This window comes from Pseudorhodoplanes sinuspersici, from assembly GCF_002119765.1.
Taxonomy (GTDB): Bacteria; Pseudomonadota; Alphaproteobacteria; order Rhizobiales; family Xanthobacteraceae; genus Pseudorhodoplanes; species Pseudorhodoplanes sinuspersici.
Genome location: NZ_CP021112.1, coordinates 3,881,193 through 3,896,460, shown reverse-complemented (window position 1 = coordinate 3,896,460; position 15,268 = coordinate 3,881,193). Strand labels below are relative to the sequence as shown.

Here is a 15,268-nt window from a genome sequence, read left to right as displayed (position 1 = left end):
AATACTTAACTTAACAGATCACCGCTTCCTCGCCGCCCCCTTCGGAACCTTCCCCGGCCATTTCACAATCCAGTTTTCCAGCTCGGCGTCCGGCACATCCTTCTCGCTCGCGCCGACGCGGCCGCGCACCGAGACGCCGGCTTTGTGCACCGTGTCGGGATCGCCGGAGACCAGCGGGTGCCACCAATAGAGGTCCTTGCCCTTGGCGAGCAGATCATAGGCGCAGGTCGGCGGCAGCCAGTCGATCTTGCGCACCTCCTTGGGCGTCAGCGACACGCAATCGGGCACCTTCTTGAACCGCGTCTTGTAGTTCTTGCAGCGGCAGCTCTCATGGTCGAGCAGCTTGCAGGCGACATCGGTGAAGAACAGCTTGCCGGTGTCCTCCTCCTCCAGCTTGTTGAGGCAGCAGCGGCCGCAGCCGTCGCACAGGCTTTCCCATTCGGCCGGGGTCATCTCGTCGAGCGTCTTGCGCTTCCAGAACGGACGATCGTCGGCCGCGCGCGCCTTCGGCCGGACCGCGGCCTTGGTGGCGGCGGTCTTGGTGGCGCCGGCCTTGGGGGTGGCGGTCTTCCGGGGCTGGGTTCTGGACAGGGCCTTGGTCACTGAAAAGTCTCCGGCCGCCCTCTGCGGTTTTTTTGGGCGGCTCTCTTAAGCGGTTCTCCGGGCGGCACGCGGGCGGCTCATCCGGTTACGGACTGTTTGCGATCACGGACAGTTTTGCCGCGATCACAGCACAAGTCTTAGTGATTCCTTGAGGAATCGGGGGTGATTTTGCATGCTTCTTCGCAATTTCGACATCCTGTGTGGCTCTGGTGGCATGGCCCTGGCCGCAGGGATCGGCTAGACAAGGCGAGATTGCAGGCATTTCTCAAAGCCCTTCAAACGCTTACGGGACGGCTTGCGAGATCGGCCAAGGATTGACAAGACGGCCCGGTGGCGGCGGCCGCCACCCCATGTAAAGAGCCCATTTCCGGAGACGGCGCTTGCCCGAGCCAAGGCCCATCAGCTTCATGGAACGCCTCCGGCGCTTCTTTCTCGATCTCGACGCGCGCATCGATTCGGGGCTGTTCGAGGCCGGCCGCTGGTCGCGGGAATTGTGGGAGCGCTTCGTCACCTTCATGGACCGGTTCCATGTCGGCGGCTGGCGGCGCTGGGTGTTCGTCGAGCCGTTGTCGGAGATGGCCACGTTCGGCGCCGTCGGCCTCGTGCTGATGCTGGCGCTGGCGATCCCGGCCTTCTACGAGACGCGCGACGAGGACTGGCTGAAGAAGTCGGAACTGGCGGTGCAGTTCCTTGATCGCTACGGCAACGAGGTCGGCGCGCGGGGCATCAAGCATAACGATTCCATCCCGCTGGAAGAGTTTCCGGACCATCTGATCAAGGCGACGCTGGCGACCGAGGACCGCAGGTTCTACGAGCATTTCGGCATCGACGTGCCGGGCACGATCCGCGCGATTTTCATCAATGCGCGGGCCGGCGGCGTCGTGCAGGGCGGCTCCTCCCTAACCCAGCAGCTCGCCAAGAACCTGTTTCTAAGTAATGAGCGGACGATCGAACGCAAGGTCAAGGAAGCCTTCCTTGCGATGTGGCTCGAGACGCGGCTGACGAAAAACCAGATACTCAAGCTTTATCTCGACAGAGCTTATCTTGGTGCCGGCGCCTTCGGCGTCGATGCCGCCGCCCAATATTATTTCGGCAAGTCCGCGCGCGAGGTCAATCTCGCAGAAGCGGCGATGCTGGCCGGCATGTTCAAGGCGCCGACGCGCTATGCGCCGCATATTAATCTGCCTGCCGCCCGTGCGCGCGCCAATACCGTGCTCGACAATCTGATCGAGTCCGGAATGATGACGGAAGGTCAAGTTTTTGGTGCGCGGCGCAATCCTGCCGTCGCCATCGACCGCCGCGACGAACGCCAGCCGAGTTTCTATCTCGATTACGCTTATGACGAGCTCAAGAAGCTGGTTGAAAAGCTTCCGAAGTCGGTGACCGAGCGCGTTTTTATCGTGCGTACTGGTCTCGATGTGAATTTGCAGCGCCAGGCGGAAAACGCGGTCGAGGAAACGCTGCGTGATTATGGCCGGCAATACGGTACGCGACAGGCCGCGACCACGGTCATGGAAAACGATGGCACCGTCCGTGCGATTGTCGGCGGCCGTGATTACAGCGAAAGCCAGTTCAATCGCGCAACCGACGCACAGCGTCAGCCTGGCTCATCGTTCAAACCCTATGTCTATTCGGCCGCCTTCATTCACGGCCTGAAACCAACGACGACGATCGTCGATGGACCGATCTGCATCGGCAATTGGTGCCCCCATAACTATTCGGGCGGTTATTCCGGAACGCAGACTTTGACGAGCGCCTTGGTGCGCTCGATCAACACCGTTCCAGTCCGGCTTTCGATCATGATCGGCAACGGCAATCCAAAGGCCGGTCGCGCCAAGATCGTTGCGCTCGCCAGGAGCATGGGTATCCGCAGCCCCCTCCCGGATACGCCGTCCCTGCCGATCGGTGCCGATGAGGTAACCGTGTTCGACCATACCGGCGCCTTCGCAACCTTCCCGAATGGCGGGATGGCTGTGACACCGCACGCAATTCTTGAAGTCCGTAGCGCGACTGGCGATCCGATCTGGCGTTTCGATCGCGACGGGCCAAAGCCGCGCCGCGTCATGCCGGCGCAAGTGGCGGCCGACATCAACATGATTCTCAACCAGGCCGTTGAAGCTGGTACGGGCAAACGAGCCATGCTCGACGGCGTCAAGGCAGCGGGCAAAACCGGCACCACCAACGCTTATCGCGATGCCTGGTTTGCCGGCTATACGGGCAACATGGTCGCCGCTGTCTGGTTCGGCAATGATGACTATGCTCCGACCAACCGCATGACCGGCGGTTCGCTCCCGGCCATGACCTGGAAAAAAATCATGGCCTATGCGCACCAGGGTATCGAGTTGAAACAAATGCCAGGCGTGGCGCCGAACCCGGGGCCGCTCGGACCTCATGTCGCCGCCGAACCGGGGGCGCGTCCCGGTGACGAGATCCCCCGCCCGATCCTCTTGACGCGGCGCGGAGCGGACATTCTCGTCCGCATCGAGAAGGCGCTTGAAGAGGCCAGTCGTGAGCTTGGTGTCAAAGGTCCCGGCACGGCAGAGAACCAGCCGAATGGCCCCGCCCGCACCGGCGGTATCATCGCAGCATCCGAGGGCCGCACGCCGCGCCGCAATTGACAGCGCGTGCAAATCCGGCGATTGCCTTTTGCACCTATTCCATCACCATTGACCCGGACGTCTCGTGCGATTGCTTATCGGATTGCTGTTGGCATTCGCGGTCGCTGCAGCCGTCGGCCTCGGTACAACATTGTTCGCGCTGCGTGAAGGAACCCCGTTCGGCGCCTTCACTGTAGGCACGTGGACGGCATGGCCGCGCACCGGCACATCCGACATCGATCCCTATGCACGAGCGTTGGTCGCGCGCAGCGGCGAATTGCCGATGGGCGCCGGCGACGGCATCGCCTTTGTTGCGACCAAAGACGACAATGGTGCAGCGCTTGATGGCCGCTGCGATGTCACCGTGACCGGTGTTACACCGCAGGCGCGCTTCTGGACCCTCACGCTCTACGAACCGGATGGCAAGCTGGTCGGCAACGCGCTCGCCCGCCACGGCTTCACGAGTCAAGAGATAGTGCGCAATTCCGAAGGGCTCATCAATGTGTCAGTCGCCCCACGCGCTCGCTCGGGCAACTGGCTGCCGACCGGCGGCGTCGATCGCTATATCCTGGTGATGCGCTTTTACGATTCGCCGATCAGCGCCGCCTCGCGTACTGGCCGCGAGACCCCGATGCCGTCGATCAAGGTGATCAAATGTCCCTAAGCCGCCGACGCATGAGATGCCGGCCATGATCCGGTGGGTGTTGTGGCTCTTGGCCGGATTGCTGCTCGGCGGCATCGTCCATTTCGTGACGATCCTCTATCTGCCGAACACGGCGACACAAAATGCCTACACAAAAATTTCCGAAATCGCACCGGTCAACAAGGTCGTTCCCCTGCCCGCACCAATCGCCGGCAAGGCAGTCGTGCCGCTGATGGATCCGGCCTTCGCGGCGGCCGTGTGCCGTTATGACCTGAGGGAAAGCCCGCTCAAGCTGACGACACCGGTCAGTCCCGCCTACACGTCGGTGACGTTCTACACCAACAAGGACATCGCCTATTATGCGATCAACGATCGTGCTGCCGGTCGCCGCACCATCGAGCTCGATCTAATGACGAGCGCGCAACGCGCACAGCTTCCCGACGACGAGGAAATCGCCGCAGCGGACCGACTGATCGTCGAATCGCCCACGCAGACAGGTCTCATCGTGCTGCGCGCTCTTGCGTCGGAACCCGGGATGATGCCGGCGGCGGTCAACGCATTATCCGGTGCCCGCTGCGAATCCTTCACACCATAATTGTTATTTGGTGATCAACGGCATTGGTGGCGCGCCGCGCGGCACCAATGCGGCTTCGGCAATCGCAATCCGCATCAGTTGCAATTGACGCTCGGCTTCCGCCGCCATCGGCGACGGCGCTGAAATCACCAGACGCTCCAAAGCGAACTGATAGGAATTCGCCCGCTGCATCAGCGACTGATTCACCCAGCGTGCGATCAGCGAATTCTCGGCGATGCGCGCGAGCGTGTTACCGCTTTCGCTGGGGCTCAGGTTTGACACATACCGCAAACTCTTCTCACGCCTCAGGTCCATATCGCTGATATAACGCGCGTTGGCGGCGAAAGGACCGATGCGGACGATATCGTTCCGGATATCGTCGATCAGACGGTTGTAATAGGTTTGGGTCGAACGTGCCGGGTTGCCGAACATCGCGGTCGTATAGGCGGTCTCGTCGTAGGCCCACCAGTCACGCTGGAAAATTCGCGAGATTCCATATTCGTTGAGGACGCTGTACCAGCGCTGGCGCTCATACGGCGGCTCGATCAGGGGATAAGCAAGATCGCGCAAGCTGCGTTCTTCATCGGTCAAACGGAACTGCGATGCGGGCTCACCATAGCGCTCGGCGATCGCGGGGCCCATCCACGAATGCATGTCGTCGGTGCGTAAGGACGGCCGGACACGTCCAAAGTCGGCGTTGATGCAGCCGAGAATCGGGACACAGAGAAGAACCCGCATCCGCGCCAGTCGTATTTTCCGCGGCATGTCCGCTATTCCAAAAAATGTTTCGAGAACCGACCGCAAGGTCACGAACGTGCAGCACGACGGCGACGTCTGCGGCTTGTATCGCCCGTTCTCGTCGGCGGTATGAAGGCCGAATGATCGTCGTAACGCTCGATCCGAACAACCGGCAGAATGACAACCTCGGCGCGATGGTTCAGAAAAGTCTCGCCACGCGATACAGACGCGGCCTCACGCACTGGAAAGTCGATGACAATACCCATTGTCTCAGCCCCCGCCGGCCGATGCGATGGCCGGTCTGTCTGAGTGGATTAAGAAACCCTCAAGGTTAACGCTCTGCTAACGGCCTCACGGATAAAGTCCACCATTATGCGTTGGGTGGTGCCGTGAAATCCTTAAGTCTCGAAAATCTTGATGGTCTGACCGGTCTTGCCGGATTGACTGACCGGACGGGTGTCGACACGCGTCCAATCCTGCTGCGTGTGCTCACGGATCTCTATATCCAGAAGCCATCGCACACGCCGGAAGAAGTCCGCCACTATACCGAACTGGCGCTCCGGCTGATCGATGTCGTCGATGCCGCCACCTGCGCGACTGTGGCGGAAAAACTGAAAAGCTATCCCGGTGCGCCGGAAGACGTGCTACGTCGGCTTGGTGTGTCGGTCGAGAATACGCTGTCGCAAAAGCCGGCCCCAACAACACCCGTTGATCCATGGCTTGAAGATGATCTCGGCATCTTCGAACCCGTCAAGAAGCAATCCGCATCAAATCCAGCCGCGTCTGCGACCGCACAGCTTGCCGACGACTATGTTGCGCAACGGGATGCGTTCTTCGCTTCCGATTCGCGCGAGCGCCGCATGATCCTGCTCAAGCTCGACTATTCAACCGACATTCAGCACGTGCCTTTGGCGCAGGGCACGAATGTCGTACGCTATCTCGAACAGGCCGCGCTCGCCGGACGCTTCCAGGAATTCACCACCCTGCTCCAGCAATCGCTGGGAACGTCCCGTGCGATCACCGGGCGGGTCATCGCCGATCCACTGGGTGAACCATTCGCCGTGTCGGCTAAAGCCATGGCGATGCCGGCGGACGCCTTCCAGCGCATCCTGATGTTCCTCAATCCATCCATCAGCCACTCGGTCGATCGGGTCTATGAATTGTCGGATCTGTTCGAGGCGTTGCCGTTGCCTGCGGCCCTTCAGATGGTTGCGATCTGGCGGGCCGCCGATCGCCTGGAGGCGAGAAAGGCTTCTCATCGTCCGTTGCATTGGCCGGAAACCGACCTGCGAACGCGGGACAAGACGCAGCACGATCAGCAGCGAGCCGATGATCAAACGGCGGCCACGAATGTAACCCAGCGTCGCACGCCATCAGGTTCCTGATTACCCGACGATCCGCTCGAGAAAATTTCGGCCGTTCCGGTCTTCGACCTCGACGATCCAGATATCGGGGTCGAATTTGATCTGACGGCCGAGATAGGTCTCGATCTCATCATTCGGCTTGGGCTGATCGCGCAGGCTGGCCATGAATGCGCGGTCCGTCGGTTGCGCATCGTCAAATTCGGTTTGCGGCGCGGGACCGAACAGGTCGGATGTCCCGTCAAGCCGGTCGACTTTGACGAAAATGGCGCCGGCCTCTTCCGCACCCCGCCGTCGCACGACCGCATAAGCGCCTTCGATCATGCAGCGCCGGATATAGGCAGAAACCCAGATCGACGATTTCAATCTCATGCGCGACAGATCTTGTGACGGCGGCAGGTTTTGGCTGATCGCTCTTCCCGCGAAACGATGTTGGACGCAAGGCCGCGGCTATTCCAATGGTCGTCCGGTGAGAGCGGACAATTCCCGCACCAGGCGCGGCGAAATCTGACCCGTGATAGGCATTTTGCGCGCGCGCTCGAATTGCTCGATCGCATCCTTGGTCTCGGGACCGAATGTGCCGTTGGGCTTGATCTGCCCATAGCCATACTCAGCGAGCGCGCGCTGAACCGCCAGAACACGTTTGGATGACGGCGCGATCAGTTCGGCAATCGGGTCGTTGCGGGTTGGCTGCGCGGCGGCGGGAGCCGAAGCCTTGGCCTGCGAGCGCGTCAAGGCCCGCAGGAACACATCATTGGGCTCCGAGCCGGGCTTGAGCCCGGCCGCCTGTTCGAAATCGCGCATCGCCGCATCGGTCTTGGGGCCGTGAACCCCGTCGATGCTGCCGTCATAGAAGCCACGCTGCGACAGTTCGCGCTGGATGTCGGCCATGATTTCGTTGCGCGGCCGCGCTGCCGCAGGAGCCGCAGGCTCAACCTTCGGCCATTCGGGTTCGGCCGGACGCGCCTTGGGGGCCGCAATTGGCAAAGGCGCCGGACCGGTGATGTCCTGTCCGACCACACGGATCGATTTTGGGATCGACTTCAAAGCAGGACCCGGAGCGCCCACGCTCCCGGCAAACATCGGCGCTGGATGCGGTCCGGCCTGCAGGAAGGCCGCATTGGCGACAATTGCCGTTGCCGCCGCAAAAGCCAGCGCACCGGCAATAATGTCCTTGCGCTGAAAGAAAGAACTGGAAGCTGGCGCGGCCTTCGCCTTCGCCGCAACCGTCTTTCTGTTTATGGGCTTACGCACTTTTACGAACCGTCATTTCATCCGCCGCGACCGCCGTCTCCACGTGAGGGGGCGCAGCCTCTGGCTTTTTTAGAACCGTAACCGTCTCGCAGTCGAGCGGAAGATAGATCGAAATGGAAGTCCCCTTCCCGAGTTCGCTCGAGACCTTCAATTCACCGCCATGAAGCTCCAGCAACCCTTTGACAATGGACAGACCAAGGCCGGTGCCGTCATGCCGGCGATCGTAAGCGGACCTCGCCTGGAAGAACGGATTGCCGATCCGCGGAAGATCGGTTGAAGCAATGCCGATGCCGTTGTCCTCGACGGACACCATGAGCCGCGCACCGTCGACGCGGGAGACGACCGTGATCTGGCCGCCGCGGTTGCTGAACTTGATGGCGTTGGACAAAAGGTTGAGCATGATCTGCTTGAACGCGCGCTTGTCGGCCACGACATCGGGCAAACCTGCAGCATTGCGGACGATCAGATCGATATCGGCATCGCGGGCTTTCAGGGCCAGGATATCGCAGCAATTGTTGATCACGGCAGCGGGCGCGAACGGCTCCGGCGTGATCTCGAAATCGCCGGTTTCCATTTTCGACATGTCGAGAATGCCGTTGACCACCGACAGCAGATGGCTGCCTGAATCGTTGATCAATTGCGCATATTCCTTTCGGCGCGCTGCATCAAGCCGCATCTGCTCTTCATTCACTAGCATATCGGAGAAGCCGATGATGGCGTTCAAGGGCGTGCGCAGTTCGTGGCTCATGGTCGCGAGAAATTTCGTCTTCGCCGCATGCGCGCGATCGGATTCGGCCTGGGCGAGATGAAGCGCGTGTTCCTGCCTTTTACGGTCGGACACGTCGCGCATCACGGCAACTACCTCGCGCGAATTGTCCATAGCAGCTTTTTGATCATCAAATGGCCGGCACCGCATTTCCAGCCAGACAAATTCGACAGCGTGTTCCGCATCGCTCTGCGGGCGTTTGACGCGAAACTCCACCGATTGCTGGCTGCCGAGCATCGCCGCATCGGATAGCGCCTTAAGATAGGCCGGCCGGTCAGCGACATGCACGCGATCGAACAGGCCGTGGCCCATCAGATCCTCAATGCGCGCACCGAATAACGGCTCGGCCGCGGGCGAGACGAACAACACCGCACCGTTGCGCGCATGCCGCGTGATCGCGTCGGTCATGTTGCGAGCAAGCAAACGATAGCGCTCTTCTTCGGCATTGAGCAGCGACGAGCTGGTGCGGGCGAGAGACTCCGTGCCGAGGGCAAGACCGGTTGCGTAAAGCGACGCCGATATAATGCCAAGCGCTGTCAGTGCCGCGCCATTCAGGCCGTCGAAGCCCGGCAACACGCCAAAGTTGGTCAGGACCAGCAGCACGCCCGCCGCCATCAGCGCGAAGATCGAGGCAATACCGACCGCGCGGCGTGATACAGACAGGGCCGCTTCCAGCGGAACGACAACCAGCCAGATCGCGGCAAAGGATGCAATGCCTCCGGTTGCGCAGGCGACGGCGAAAACCAGCCCGGTCAGCGACAGCGACGAGAGAATATGCGCGCTTTCATATTGGCCGGTCCGCGACAGGAAATAGGCGACAAGGATCGGCACCACGAGCCAGGCGAAGATCGCGATCTCGAGCGCCGTCGGAACACCGCGCGTCGCGAGATAAACCGGAAAAGCCGCGATCGCGATCAGCGAACCCAAAAGCCGCGGCGCGATGAATGCGCGATGCCGCCGCGCCGCCAGCGCATCATGCTGGACGGACGGATGAACGAGGCCGTCGATATAGTCGCGAAACGGCTGAACCAGACTCAAAGCAACCCACTGCGTCAGCAGCCTTGGCTGACACACTCCCCATTTAGGACCGGGATCGTGTCAGACCCGGCTTAAGCGAACGCTAAGGGAACGGACTTTGCGGCGTCGCCGCGCTCCTGGCTCGGCAAAAATAATCCGTGGCCGCGCTTCATCGTGAACGAATGGTGAAATTGGGCCGGGTCCGTCACGGTAGTGGATTCCGGCCATCGCGCGGAAACACAAGGCCTTTTGGCGTCGCTTGCGCTAAGAAATGATTCAAATTCTATTCAAAATCTCCGATCATTCTCATCGAATAAGCCCAAAAACCAAAACTGGCTTTTCAGCCGCGCCTGATACCTGTCGGACAAGCGGCCAAACGAGCCGCCGGGGAGTTTCGGGGTTTGCGTCATGTTCTTTCTGCTGCGGGTGGCATTCTGGCTGAGCATCGTGCTCGTCCTTCTGCCAAGCGGAAAATATCAAGCTGAGAGTCAGGCACCGGCGATCGGCGCCGCCGATGCGGTGAGCGCGGCAAGCGCGGCCGTCTCGGACATGAGTGGCTTCTGCGAGCGTCAGCCGGAGGCCTGCCAGGTGGGAGGCCAAGCGGCCGTTGCCTTCGGTCAACGCGCCCAGGCCGGCGCGCGCTATCTGTTCGACCTGCTGCAGGACAGCCTCGCACCCGCGCAGACCGGCTCGATTGGCCGTTCCGGCCCGCTGCCGCAGTCGCAAAACACATTGACGCCGGCCGATCTCAATCCGGAATGGCGCGGTCCGATGCCGCCGAAGGACCCGCGCCGTCCCACCTGACCGTTCGGGAACCATATCCACGCTTTTGCGCGAGCATGATGCCGAAAGTGCGAAGCGGTTTTCGGACGACATCATGCTCTAACTTATTAGAATCGATCACGTTTATGATTTTGGATCGGTTCCGATCCAAAATCATCGTGATCTGGCCCGTCCGGCTGCTTATATCTTGAGGAAAATCCCAGAACCGGACGGACTGATGACGATCGAAGAGATCACTGACAATTTCGAGCTGCTTGATGAGTGGGACGACCGCTACCGGTACATCATCGAGCTGGGCCGTGCATTGCCCGAATTGCCGGACGAGGCCCGGACCGAGGCCAACAAGGTCCGCGGCTGCGCCAGCCAGGTCTGGATGAAAACCGCCGTGCAGCCTAACGGTGCGGCCGGCCCCGTTCTGGAGTTCCAGGGCGACAGCGATGCGCATATCGTGCGCGGGCTGATCGCGATCCTGTTCGCGCTGTATTCCGGGAAATCTGCGACGCAGATTTTGTCGACCGACGCACATTCCCTGTTCGAAAAGCTCGGCCTGCGCGAGCATTTGACGCCGCAGCGCTCGAACGGCTTCCGCGCCATGGTCGATCGTATTCAGTCGGACGCCCGAGCCGCGATGGCCGTCGCCTAGACCCCGCGACACGATGCACAGATCCCCGGAGAACCGGTTATGAACGCACCTCATGAGCCGGTCACGCGGCCTGCGTCAGCGAGCGCCATGGCTCGACGCCTCGTGGCGACGGTGATCGTGAGCGGGCTGATCTTCCTCCTGCTGTGGTTCATGGCTCTCAGCGTTCTCACGTCTCTGCTGATCGCAGCCGGTTTCGGCATTGTCGTGGTTGCGGCAAGCGCGGCGTCCGATCTTGTCGAAATGGTTCTGGATGCCATTGCCGCAGTTGTTTTTGGTGTGCTTGGCGCGATCGCTGCTTTCTTCGCTGCGATATTCAGTCTCTTCGGCAGTTGAAGGAAAGCCGCAGAGACTTCGGTGCGGGTCGGCTTGAGGCTTCCGCTCGCGCGGGTCGTGATCTCAATTCATGAGTCCTGCCTCAAATCTCCGACAGGAAATCGTCTGCCGCCCAGGTGCGGACAGCCGCCGCAGCCTTTCCGGTCGCATCACGCTGATAGCCGAAATGCCGGGCCAGCCGTTCGAGCGCCAATTGCAGCACGACCTTGGCGGAACGCGCTGGCCAGCGGCGCTCGCGCTCGACCTCATCCAGTTTCTTCAGAAAGCAGCAGACGTCCAGCAACAGGCCTGAGAATTCCGGCCCCGCCGCATCGAGCGCATGCCGCATGCGCTGGCGCGCCGCCACCATATGGTCGGTCATGTGCTCGCCTGCATGTCCATCGCGTCTGCGCCCGGCGATCGGCGCATGCCAGTTCGATGTGGTGCGCGGCATCATCTGCGCGGCAGTGAATTCCGCGCGCAGCCGCTCACCGGCCTGCAATTGATGCGGTTCGATCAGCGGCCGGCCGTCCGTTCCCTTCCGCCGGGCGAGCCACACAAGCGGACTTTCCGATTCATCGAATTTCGGCCCTAGGCCGCTTCTTGCCGATGCATCCGCGCTCACGATCGACAGATGCTGCGCACGGAACGCGTCGACCTGCGAAGCCCCACGATCCTGCTGCGCATGAGCTCTTCGGGTGAGGAAGGCCCTTCCCGCGTCCGTCAACGCAAGGCAACCCTGCGACGGCATTGTCGCAAGATCGTTCTTCACCAGAAGATCCGCATCAGCCTGCTGCGCTGACGCTACCGGGCGCTGACCGGGGGCAAGCTGCTCCAGGAGGCGCAACGCAGAACGCTTGAGCGAGGTGCTATGCACCGTCATCGCCCGCCGTCCTTTTGTGTTGTCGCGTTTTCTTCAGGTGAACCTGTGCCCCCTTCGCTTGAAAACGCTCTGGCCGCGCGATGAATGATCTCCGCCCGCACCATGTTTTCCAAAAGTGACAGCAGGGTATCGAAACGCTGCTCATCACGCAGATCCTCAACGAGCCTGCAGGCGTGCGCTGCCGTCGTGCGATCGCGGCCATACAGGCGGCCGGCATCGCACAAGGTCATGCGCAGAACGACATGGGAGAGATACATCGCCACCTGGCGGGCGAGCGCCACCTTGGCACGTCCCCGTTTCGGCGAACGCAGATCTTTTACTGGAACGTCGAAAGCGGCGGACACAACGCTGGAGATGACTCCACGCTGCCGGTTCGCGGATGGGCAGATGAGATTGACCGCGGCGGGGCTGGTATCGGCCGGGGTTGCCGGCAAGATCGCTGAATGGACCATTTGCACCTCTGTAGGACTTAATACCTACAGAATGCAATGGGTCAGACCGTGCGGGGATAACTTTTTTCTTCGGCTTTGAAAAACCGCGCCGCGGCGGCAGATCCGGCACTATAGGTGGGGAAATCGTCGCGAAATCGAGGTCACCGCCGCTCCATCAGTGCCGACCATGTTTCGATCTGATCGAGGATGCGGGTCAATTGCTCGCCGCGGCGCGACAACGCGTAGGTTACACTGCGCGGATATGCCAGACGCGGCGATCGCAGGACCAGGCCGCGATTTTCCAGCCCCTGCAGGCGCTCCACCAGAACCTTTGGCGTGATTCCCGGCAGGAGCGAGGCGAGTTCGCCATGGCGTTTCGGCCCATCCTTGAGATGCCATAAAACAAGCGCGTTCCATCGATGTCCGAGGAAAGCTAACCAGTCTTCGACAGGGCATTCCGGCGGACGACGCGCAGAGGGCTCGTCGAGACGAAGCGAAGCTGTGTGCTGTGCCATGTTTGGGTCCTTGGATTCGTTCCTTTCCATTTGGATAGCTCCGAACCACTCGTCTATGCGTTCGCGCAAAGCCGAGAGGAGATAAGCGATGATTGTGACAAATCCCCGATTCATGAACCAAGCCTTCGCCCGTGCCTTCAACAGCCGCAACATCGACAGCCTGCTTGCTCTTTATGAGCATGACGCCAAGCTGAGAGTGGATGCGAGCGAGAAAACGCTGAGCGGTCGAAGCGAGATCGCGGACGAGCTGAACGCACTGATGCAAATGCCAGGAACCATGATCTCCAACAATAACTTCTGCATTGAGCACGGCGATATTGCTTTGCTGCGCGCAGATTGGACGTTCATCGGCAGCGATGGGACCGTCGTCGTGTCCGGCAGTTCGGCGGAAATCGTGCGCAGGCAGTCCGATGGAACATGGCGCTACGCGATCGATCACGCTGCAGGGGCCGGGCTGGCCAGGGTCGCTTGAACACCCCGGTCCGGGGCTGGTTGCACGAGCGAATTGCCAGACAGCCTCAGCGCTTGCGCTGCTGACCGAGGCCCATCTTCTTGGCCAGCTGCGAGCGGGTCTTGGCATAGTTCGGCGCCACCATCGGATAATCGGCCGGCAGGTTCCAGCGCTCGCGATATTGCTCCGGCGACATCTTGTACTGCGTTCGCAGATGCCGCTTCAGGGATTTGAACTTCTTCCCGTCCTCCAGGCAGATGAGATAATCGGGAAACACCGACCGCTTGACCGGCACCGCCGGCGTCAAAGGCTCACCACCGCCGCCGGCGACAGCTTGTCCGCCCGAGACCTGCGATAAGGCTGCGTGCACCTTGGCAATGAGCGCCGGCACCTGATCGGCCGCAATCGTGTTGTGGCTGACATAAGCGGCAACGATGCTGGCCGTCTGATCGATGAATTTGTTGTCGTTGGTCATCTGAAACGGCCACCTGCAATCATGGAATCGAAGACCATAGAATAGGCCAGTATTCGCGAATTCCAATATTGCAGCCTTTACAGCAACGGTCCGCCCTGGCGAAGAAGTGGCGACAATCTCGCGTCCCGGCTCTGCAGCGCACGCCTCCGGACGGCACCCCTCACCTGAGCAAGACGGACTAGGTATATAATCTTATAGGAATTTTGTCAAGAGCCCGCTCTGGCGTTGATCACCCACCATTCGCTTGGCTCACAGCGATCCTCCCACCACAGGAGGTACGGTGCGTGAAAACGCCCGCGTGAGGCTGTCACGCGGGCGATGAAAACGAATGCGAATACGGCCGTGTGACGGTTACGCGCTCTTTTCGAGATGATTGCGCAGCTCTTCGATCGAGCCAAACCGCACCACGCCCTGCGCCAGTTCGGCTTCGATCGAGCCGTCGGTGTAAAGCGTATAGGCCATGCCGTCGACGACGCCGGATTTAAGGATGCTGACGGGCTCCGGCTTGGGAGCCTCAGCCGGTGCTTCCGGCGCCGGTTCGATCACCGGTTCACGGCGCAGAGCCGCCGCCGGCTTGCGTCCGCCCGGCCATGTGGCTTCGAACGGATTTTCAGCACCAACTTGCGGAGCAGCGGCGGCCCGGCGAGGTTCGGGTTTCGGCTGTGCCGGCTCCGCCGACGGACGCGGAGGCCGCCAGCCGGCCGGGGCGGCTGTTTCAGGTGTCGATTGCGCCGCGCGAACGGGAGCCCGTGGCGACAGGGGAGCCTCCTCGTGCTCCTCCGTCGGACGGGCGGGCGGCATATCAAACTCGGGAGCCTGCAAGCGGGGTTCCGGCGCGCGCGGGGCCGGCGGCCGAGGAGCCATTGGCGAACGGGATGGATCAAACGCCTCTGCTCCGGCGGCTATCGCCGAAGCCACCGGCCGGCTGGCAAGCTGATCCGCAATGCGGGAGAGCTGGGCGACCACGCGGCTCAGCGCGAAGATAATGACCCCGCCTGCGGCGGTGACGGTGCCCGCCAGAATGAGAGTGTTACCCAGGCTGAACTCATTGATCGGAATGCCGAATCCAATCAGAATCGCGCCCAGAGCGGTCGCCAGAATTCCGACCAGCATCAACACAAAAGACATACCGTCGTCCTCAAAGCCCGCCGCCACATTTCTAAATGAATTGTGACGTTGTTCCCGGCCCCAAGCAAGCCGTTGACCGACCGGGCCATGTGAA

18 protein-coding genes are annotated in these 15,268 nt (G+C 61.2%); 8 read left to right on the top strand and 10 right to left on the bottom strand.

The window, feature by feature from the left end; all coding sequences use genetic code 11:
• Window positions 1–18 precede the first annotated feature (18 nt).
• Entirely contained in the window at window positions 19–603 is a 585-nt protein-coding gene (locus CAK95_RS18900) for a YcgN family cysteine cluster protein (protein WP_425349619.1), read from the bottom strand.
• Between the two features lie 407 nt (window positions 604–1,010).
• Between CAK95_RS18900 and CAK95_RS18895 the strand changes: the two genes are divergently transcribed.
• The 3 genes from CAK95_RS18895 (at window position 1,011) to CAK95_RS18885 (ending at window position 4,438) form a co-directional block, all read left to right on the top strand.
• Complete coding sequence (locus CAK95_RS18895; RefSeq protein WP_086089317.1) at window positions 1,011–3,221, top strand: transglycosylase domain-containing protein; 2,211 nt, start codon at window positions 1,011–1,013, stop codon at window positions 3,219–3,221.
• Between the two features lie 64 nt (window positions 3,222–3,285).
• Window positions 3,286–3,864, top strand: a complete 579-nt coding sequence (locus CAK95_RS18890) for a DUF1214 domain-containing protein (protein WP_086089316.1) — start codon at window positions 3,286–3,288, stop codon at window positions 3,862–3,864.
• Between the two features lie 25 nt (window positions 3,865–3,889).
• Window positions 3,890–4,438: a DUF1254 domain-containing protein gene (locus CAK95_RS18885; protein ID WP_086089315.1), complete on the top strand. Its 549-nt coding sequence runs from the start codon at window positions 3,890–3,892 to the stop codon at window positions 4,436–4,438.
• Between the two features lie 3 nt (window positions 4,439–4,441).
• Here CAK95_RS18885 and CAK95_RS18880 read toward each other — a convergent pair whose 3' ends face one another.
• A complete protein-coding gene (locus CAK95_RS18880; protein WP_147413446.1) occupies window positions 4,442–5,182 on the bottom strand; it encodes a hypothetical protein in 741 nt (246 codons plus the stop codon).
• A gap of 362 nt (window positions 5,183–5,544) precedes the next feature.
• On the opposite strand from CAK95_RS18880, the gene CAK95_RS18870 reads away from it, so the two are divergent.
• Window positions 5,545–6,540, top strand: a complete 996-nt coding sequence (locus CAK95_RS18870) for a DUF2336 domain-containing protein (RefSeq protein ID WP_157699678.1) — start codon at window positions 5,545–5,547, stop codon at window positions 6,538–6,540.
• Here CAK95_RS18870 and CAK95_RS18865 read toward each other — a convergent pair whose 3' ends face one another.
• The 3 genes from CAK95_RS18865 to CAK95_RS18850 all read right to left on the bottom strand — a co-directional run bounded on the left by CAK95_RS18865 (window position 6,541) and on the right by CAK95_RS18850 (window position 9,574).
• Window positions 6,541–6,888: a DUF1491 family protein gene (locus tag CAK95_RS18865; protein WP_086089311.1), complete on the bottom strand. Its 348-nt coding sequence runs from the start codon at window positions 6,886–6,888 to the stop codon at window positions 6,541–6,543.
• A 78-nt stretch (window positions 6,889–6,966) separates the two neighbouring features.
• Window positions 6,967–7,770, bottom strand: coding sequence for a peptidoglycan-binding domain-containing protein (locus CAK95_RS29645; RefSeq protein ID WP_183044153.1), 804 nt, complete (start codon window positions 7,768–7,770; stop codon window positions 6,967–6,969).
• The gene (locus tag CAK95_RS18850; RefSeq protein WP_086089310.1) at window positions 7,763–9,574 is read right to left on the bottom strand and encodes a sensor histidine kinase; all 1,812 of its coding nucleotides are present in this window, start codon (window positions 9,572–9,574) and stop codon (window positions 7,763–7,765) included. Before CAK95_RS18850 ends, CAK95_RS29645 begins: the two co-directional genes overlap by 8 nt.
• 387 nt (window positions 9,575–9,961) lie before the next feature.
• On the opposite strand from CAK95_RS18850, the gene CAK95_RS18845 reads away from it, so the two are divergent.
• The 3 genes from CAK95_RS18845 (at window position 9,962) to CAK95_RS18835 (ending at window position 11,312) form a co-directional block, all read left to right on the top strand.
• On the top strand, window positions 9,962–10,357 hold the full coding sequence (locus tag CAK95_RS18845) for a DUF5330 domain-containing protein (protein WP_086089309.1): 396 nt from the start codon (window positions 9,962–9,964) through the stop codon (window positions 10,355–10,357).
• Between the two features lie 196 nt (window positions 10,358–10,553).
• Window positions 10,554–10,979 (top strand): SufE family protein, encoded by a 426-nt coding sequence (locus CAK95_RS18840; RefSeq protein WP_086089308.1) that lies wholly within the window; start codon window positions 10,554–10,556, stop codon window positions 10,977–10,979.
• Between the two features lie 39 nt (window positions 10,980–11,018).
• The gene (locus CAK95_RS18835) at window positions 11,019–11,312 is read left to right on the top strand and encodes a hypothetical protein (protein ID WP_086089307.1); all 294 of its coding nucleotides are present in this window, start codon (window positions 11,019–11,021) and stop codon (window positions 11,310–11,312) included.
• Window positions 11,313–11,394: 82 nt separating this feature from the next.
• Here CAK95_RS18835 and CAK95_RS18830 read toward each other — a convergent pair whose 3' ends face one another.
• The 3 genes from CAK95_RS18830 to CAK95_RS18820 form a co-directional block, all read right to left on the bottom strand.
• Window positions 11,395–12,174: a DUF6456 domain-containing protein gene (locus CAK95_RS18830; protein ID WP_342587962.1), complete on the bottom strand. Its 780-nt coding sequence runs from the start codon at window positions 12,172–12,174 to the stop codon at window positions 11,395–11,397.
• Complete coding sequence (locus CAK95_RS18825) at window positions 12,171–12,626, bottom strand: helix-turn-helix domain-containing protein (protein ID WP_086089306.1); 456 nt, start codon at window positions 12,624–12,626, stop codon at window positions 12,171–12,173. The genes CAK95_RS18830 and CAK95_RS18825 overlap by 4 nt, the downstream gene beginning before the upstream one ends.
• A 140-nt stretch (window positions 12,627–12,766) precedes the next feature.
• A complete protein-coding gene (locus tag CAK95_RS18820; protein ID WP_086091512.1) occupies window positions 12,767–13,120 on the bottom strand; it encodes a winged helix-turn-helix transcriptional regulator in 354 nt (117 codons plus the stop codon).
• An 88-nt stretch (window positions 13,121–13,208) separates the two neighbouring features.
• Between CAK95_RS18820 and CAK95_RS18815 the strand changes: the two genes are divergently transcribed.
• Complete coding sequence (locus CAK95_RS18815; protein ID WP_245303454.1) at window positions 13,209–13,592, top strand: YybH family protein; 384 nt, start codon at window positions 13,209–13,211, stop codon at window positions 13,590–13,592.
• Window positions 13,593–13,638: 46 nt separating this feature from the next.
• On the opposite strand, the gene CAK95_RS18810 is transcribed toward CAK95_RS18815, so the two are convergent.
• Together CAK95_RS18810 and CAK95_RS18805 are read right to left on the bottom strand one after the other, a co-directional pair.
• Entirely contained in the window at window positions 13,639–14,046 is a 408-nt protein-coding gene (locus CAK95_RS18810) for a Ros/MucR family transcriptional regulator (protein WP_086089304.1), read from the bottom strand.
• 351 nt (window positions 14,047–14,397) lie between these two features.
• Window positions 14,398–15,174: a hypothetical protein gene (locus CAK95_RS18805; protein WP_086089303.1), complete on the bottom strand. Its 777-nt coding sequence runs from the start codon at window positions 15,172–15,174 to the stop codon at window positions 14,398–14,400.
• Window positions 15,175–15,268: the final 94 nt, after the last annotated feature.

Excerpts from the sequence above, each read along its gene's own strand:
- CAK95_RS18895 (WP_086089317.1), top strand. The coding sequence starts at position 1,011 with ATGGAACGCCTCCGGCGCTTCTTTCTCGATCTCGACGCGCGCATCGAT.
- CAK95_RS18885 (WP_086089315.1), top strand. The coding sequence starts at position 3,890 with ATGATCCGGTGGGTGTTGTGGCTCTTGGCCGGATTGCTGCTCGGCGGC.
- CAK95_RS18880 (WP_147413446.1), bottom strand. The coding sequence starts at position 5,182 with ATGCCGCGGAAAATACGACTGGCGCGGATGCGGGTTCTTCTCTGTGTC.
- CAK95_RS18865 (WP_086089311.1), bottom strand. The coding sequence starts at position 6,888 with ATGAGATTGAAATCGTCGATCTGGGTTTCTGCCTATATCCGGCGCTGC.
- CAK95_RS18845 (WP_086089309.1), top strand. The coding sequence starts at position 9,962 with ATGTTCTTTCTGCTGCGGGTGGCATTCTGGCTGAGCATCGTGCTCGTC.
- CAK95_RS18840 (WP_086089308.1), top strand. The coding sequence starts at position 10,554 with ATGACGATCGAAGAGATCACTGACAATTTCGAGCTGCTTGATGAGTGG.
- CAK95_RS18835 (WP_086089307.1), top strand. The coding sequence starts at position 11,019 with ATGAACGCACCTCATGAGCCGGTCACGCGGCCTGCGTCAGCGAGCGCC.
- CAK95_RS18830 (WP_342587962.1), bottom strand. The coding sequence starts at position 12,174 with ATGACGGTGCATAGCACCTCGCTCAAGCGTTCTGCGTTGCGCCTCCTG.
- CAK95_RS18825 (WP_086089306.1), bottom strand. The coding sequence starts at position 12,626 with ATGGTCCATTCAGCGATCTTGCCGGCAACCCCGGCCGATACCAGCCCC.
- CAK95_RS18820 (WP_086091512.1), bottom strand. The coding sequence starts at position 13,120 with ATGGCACAGCACACAGCTTCGCTTCGTCTCGACGAGCCCTCTGCGCGT.
- CAK95_RS18815 (WP_245303454.1), top strand. The coding sequence starts at position 13,209 with ATGATTGTGACAAATCCCCGATTCATGAACCAAGCCTTCGCCCGTGCC.
- CAK95_RS18810 (WP_086089304.1), bottom strand. The coding sequence starts at position 14,046 with ATGACCAACGACAACAAATTCATCGATCAGACGGCCAGCATCGTTGCC.
- CAK95_RS18805 (WP_086089303.1), bottom strand. The coding sequence starts at position 15,174 with ATGTCTTTTGTGTTGATGCTGGTCGGAATTCTGGCGACCGCTCTGGGC.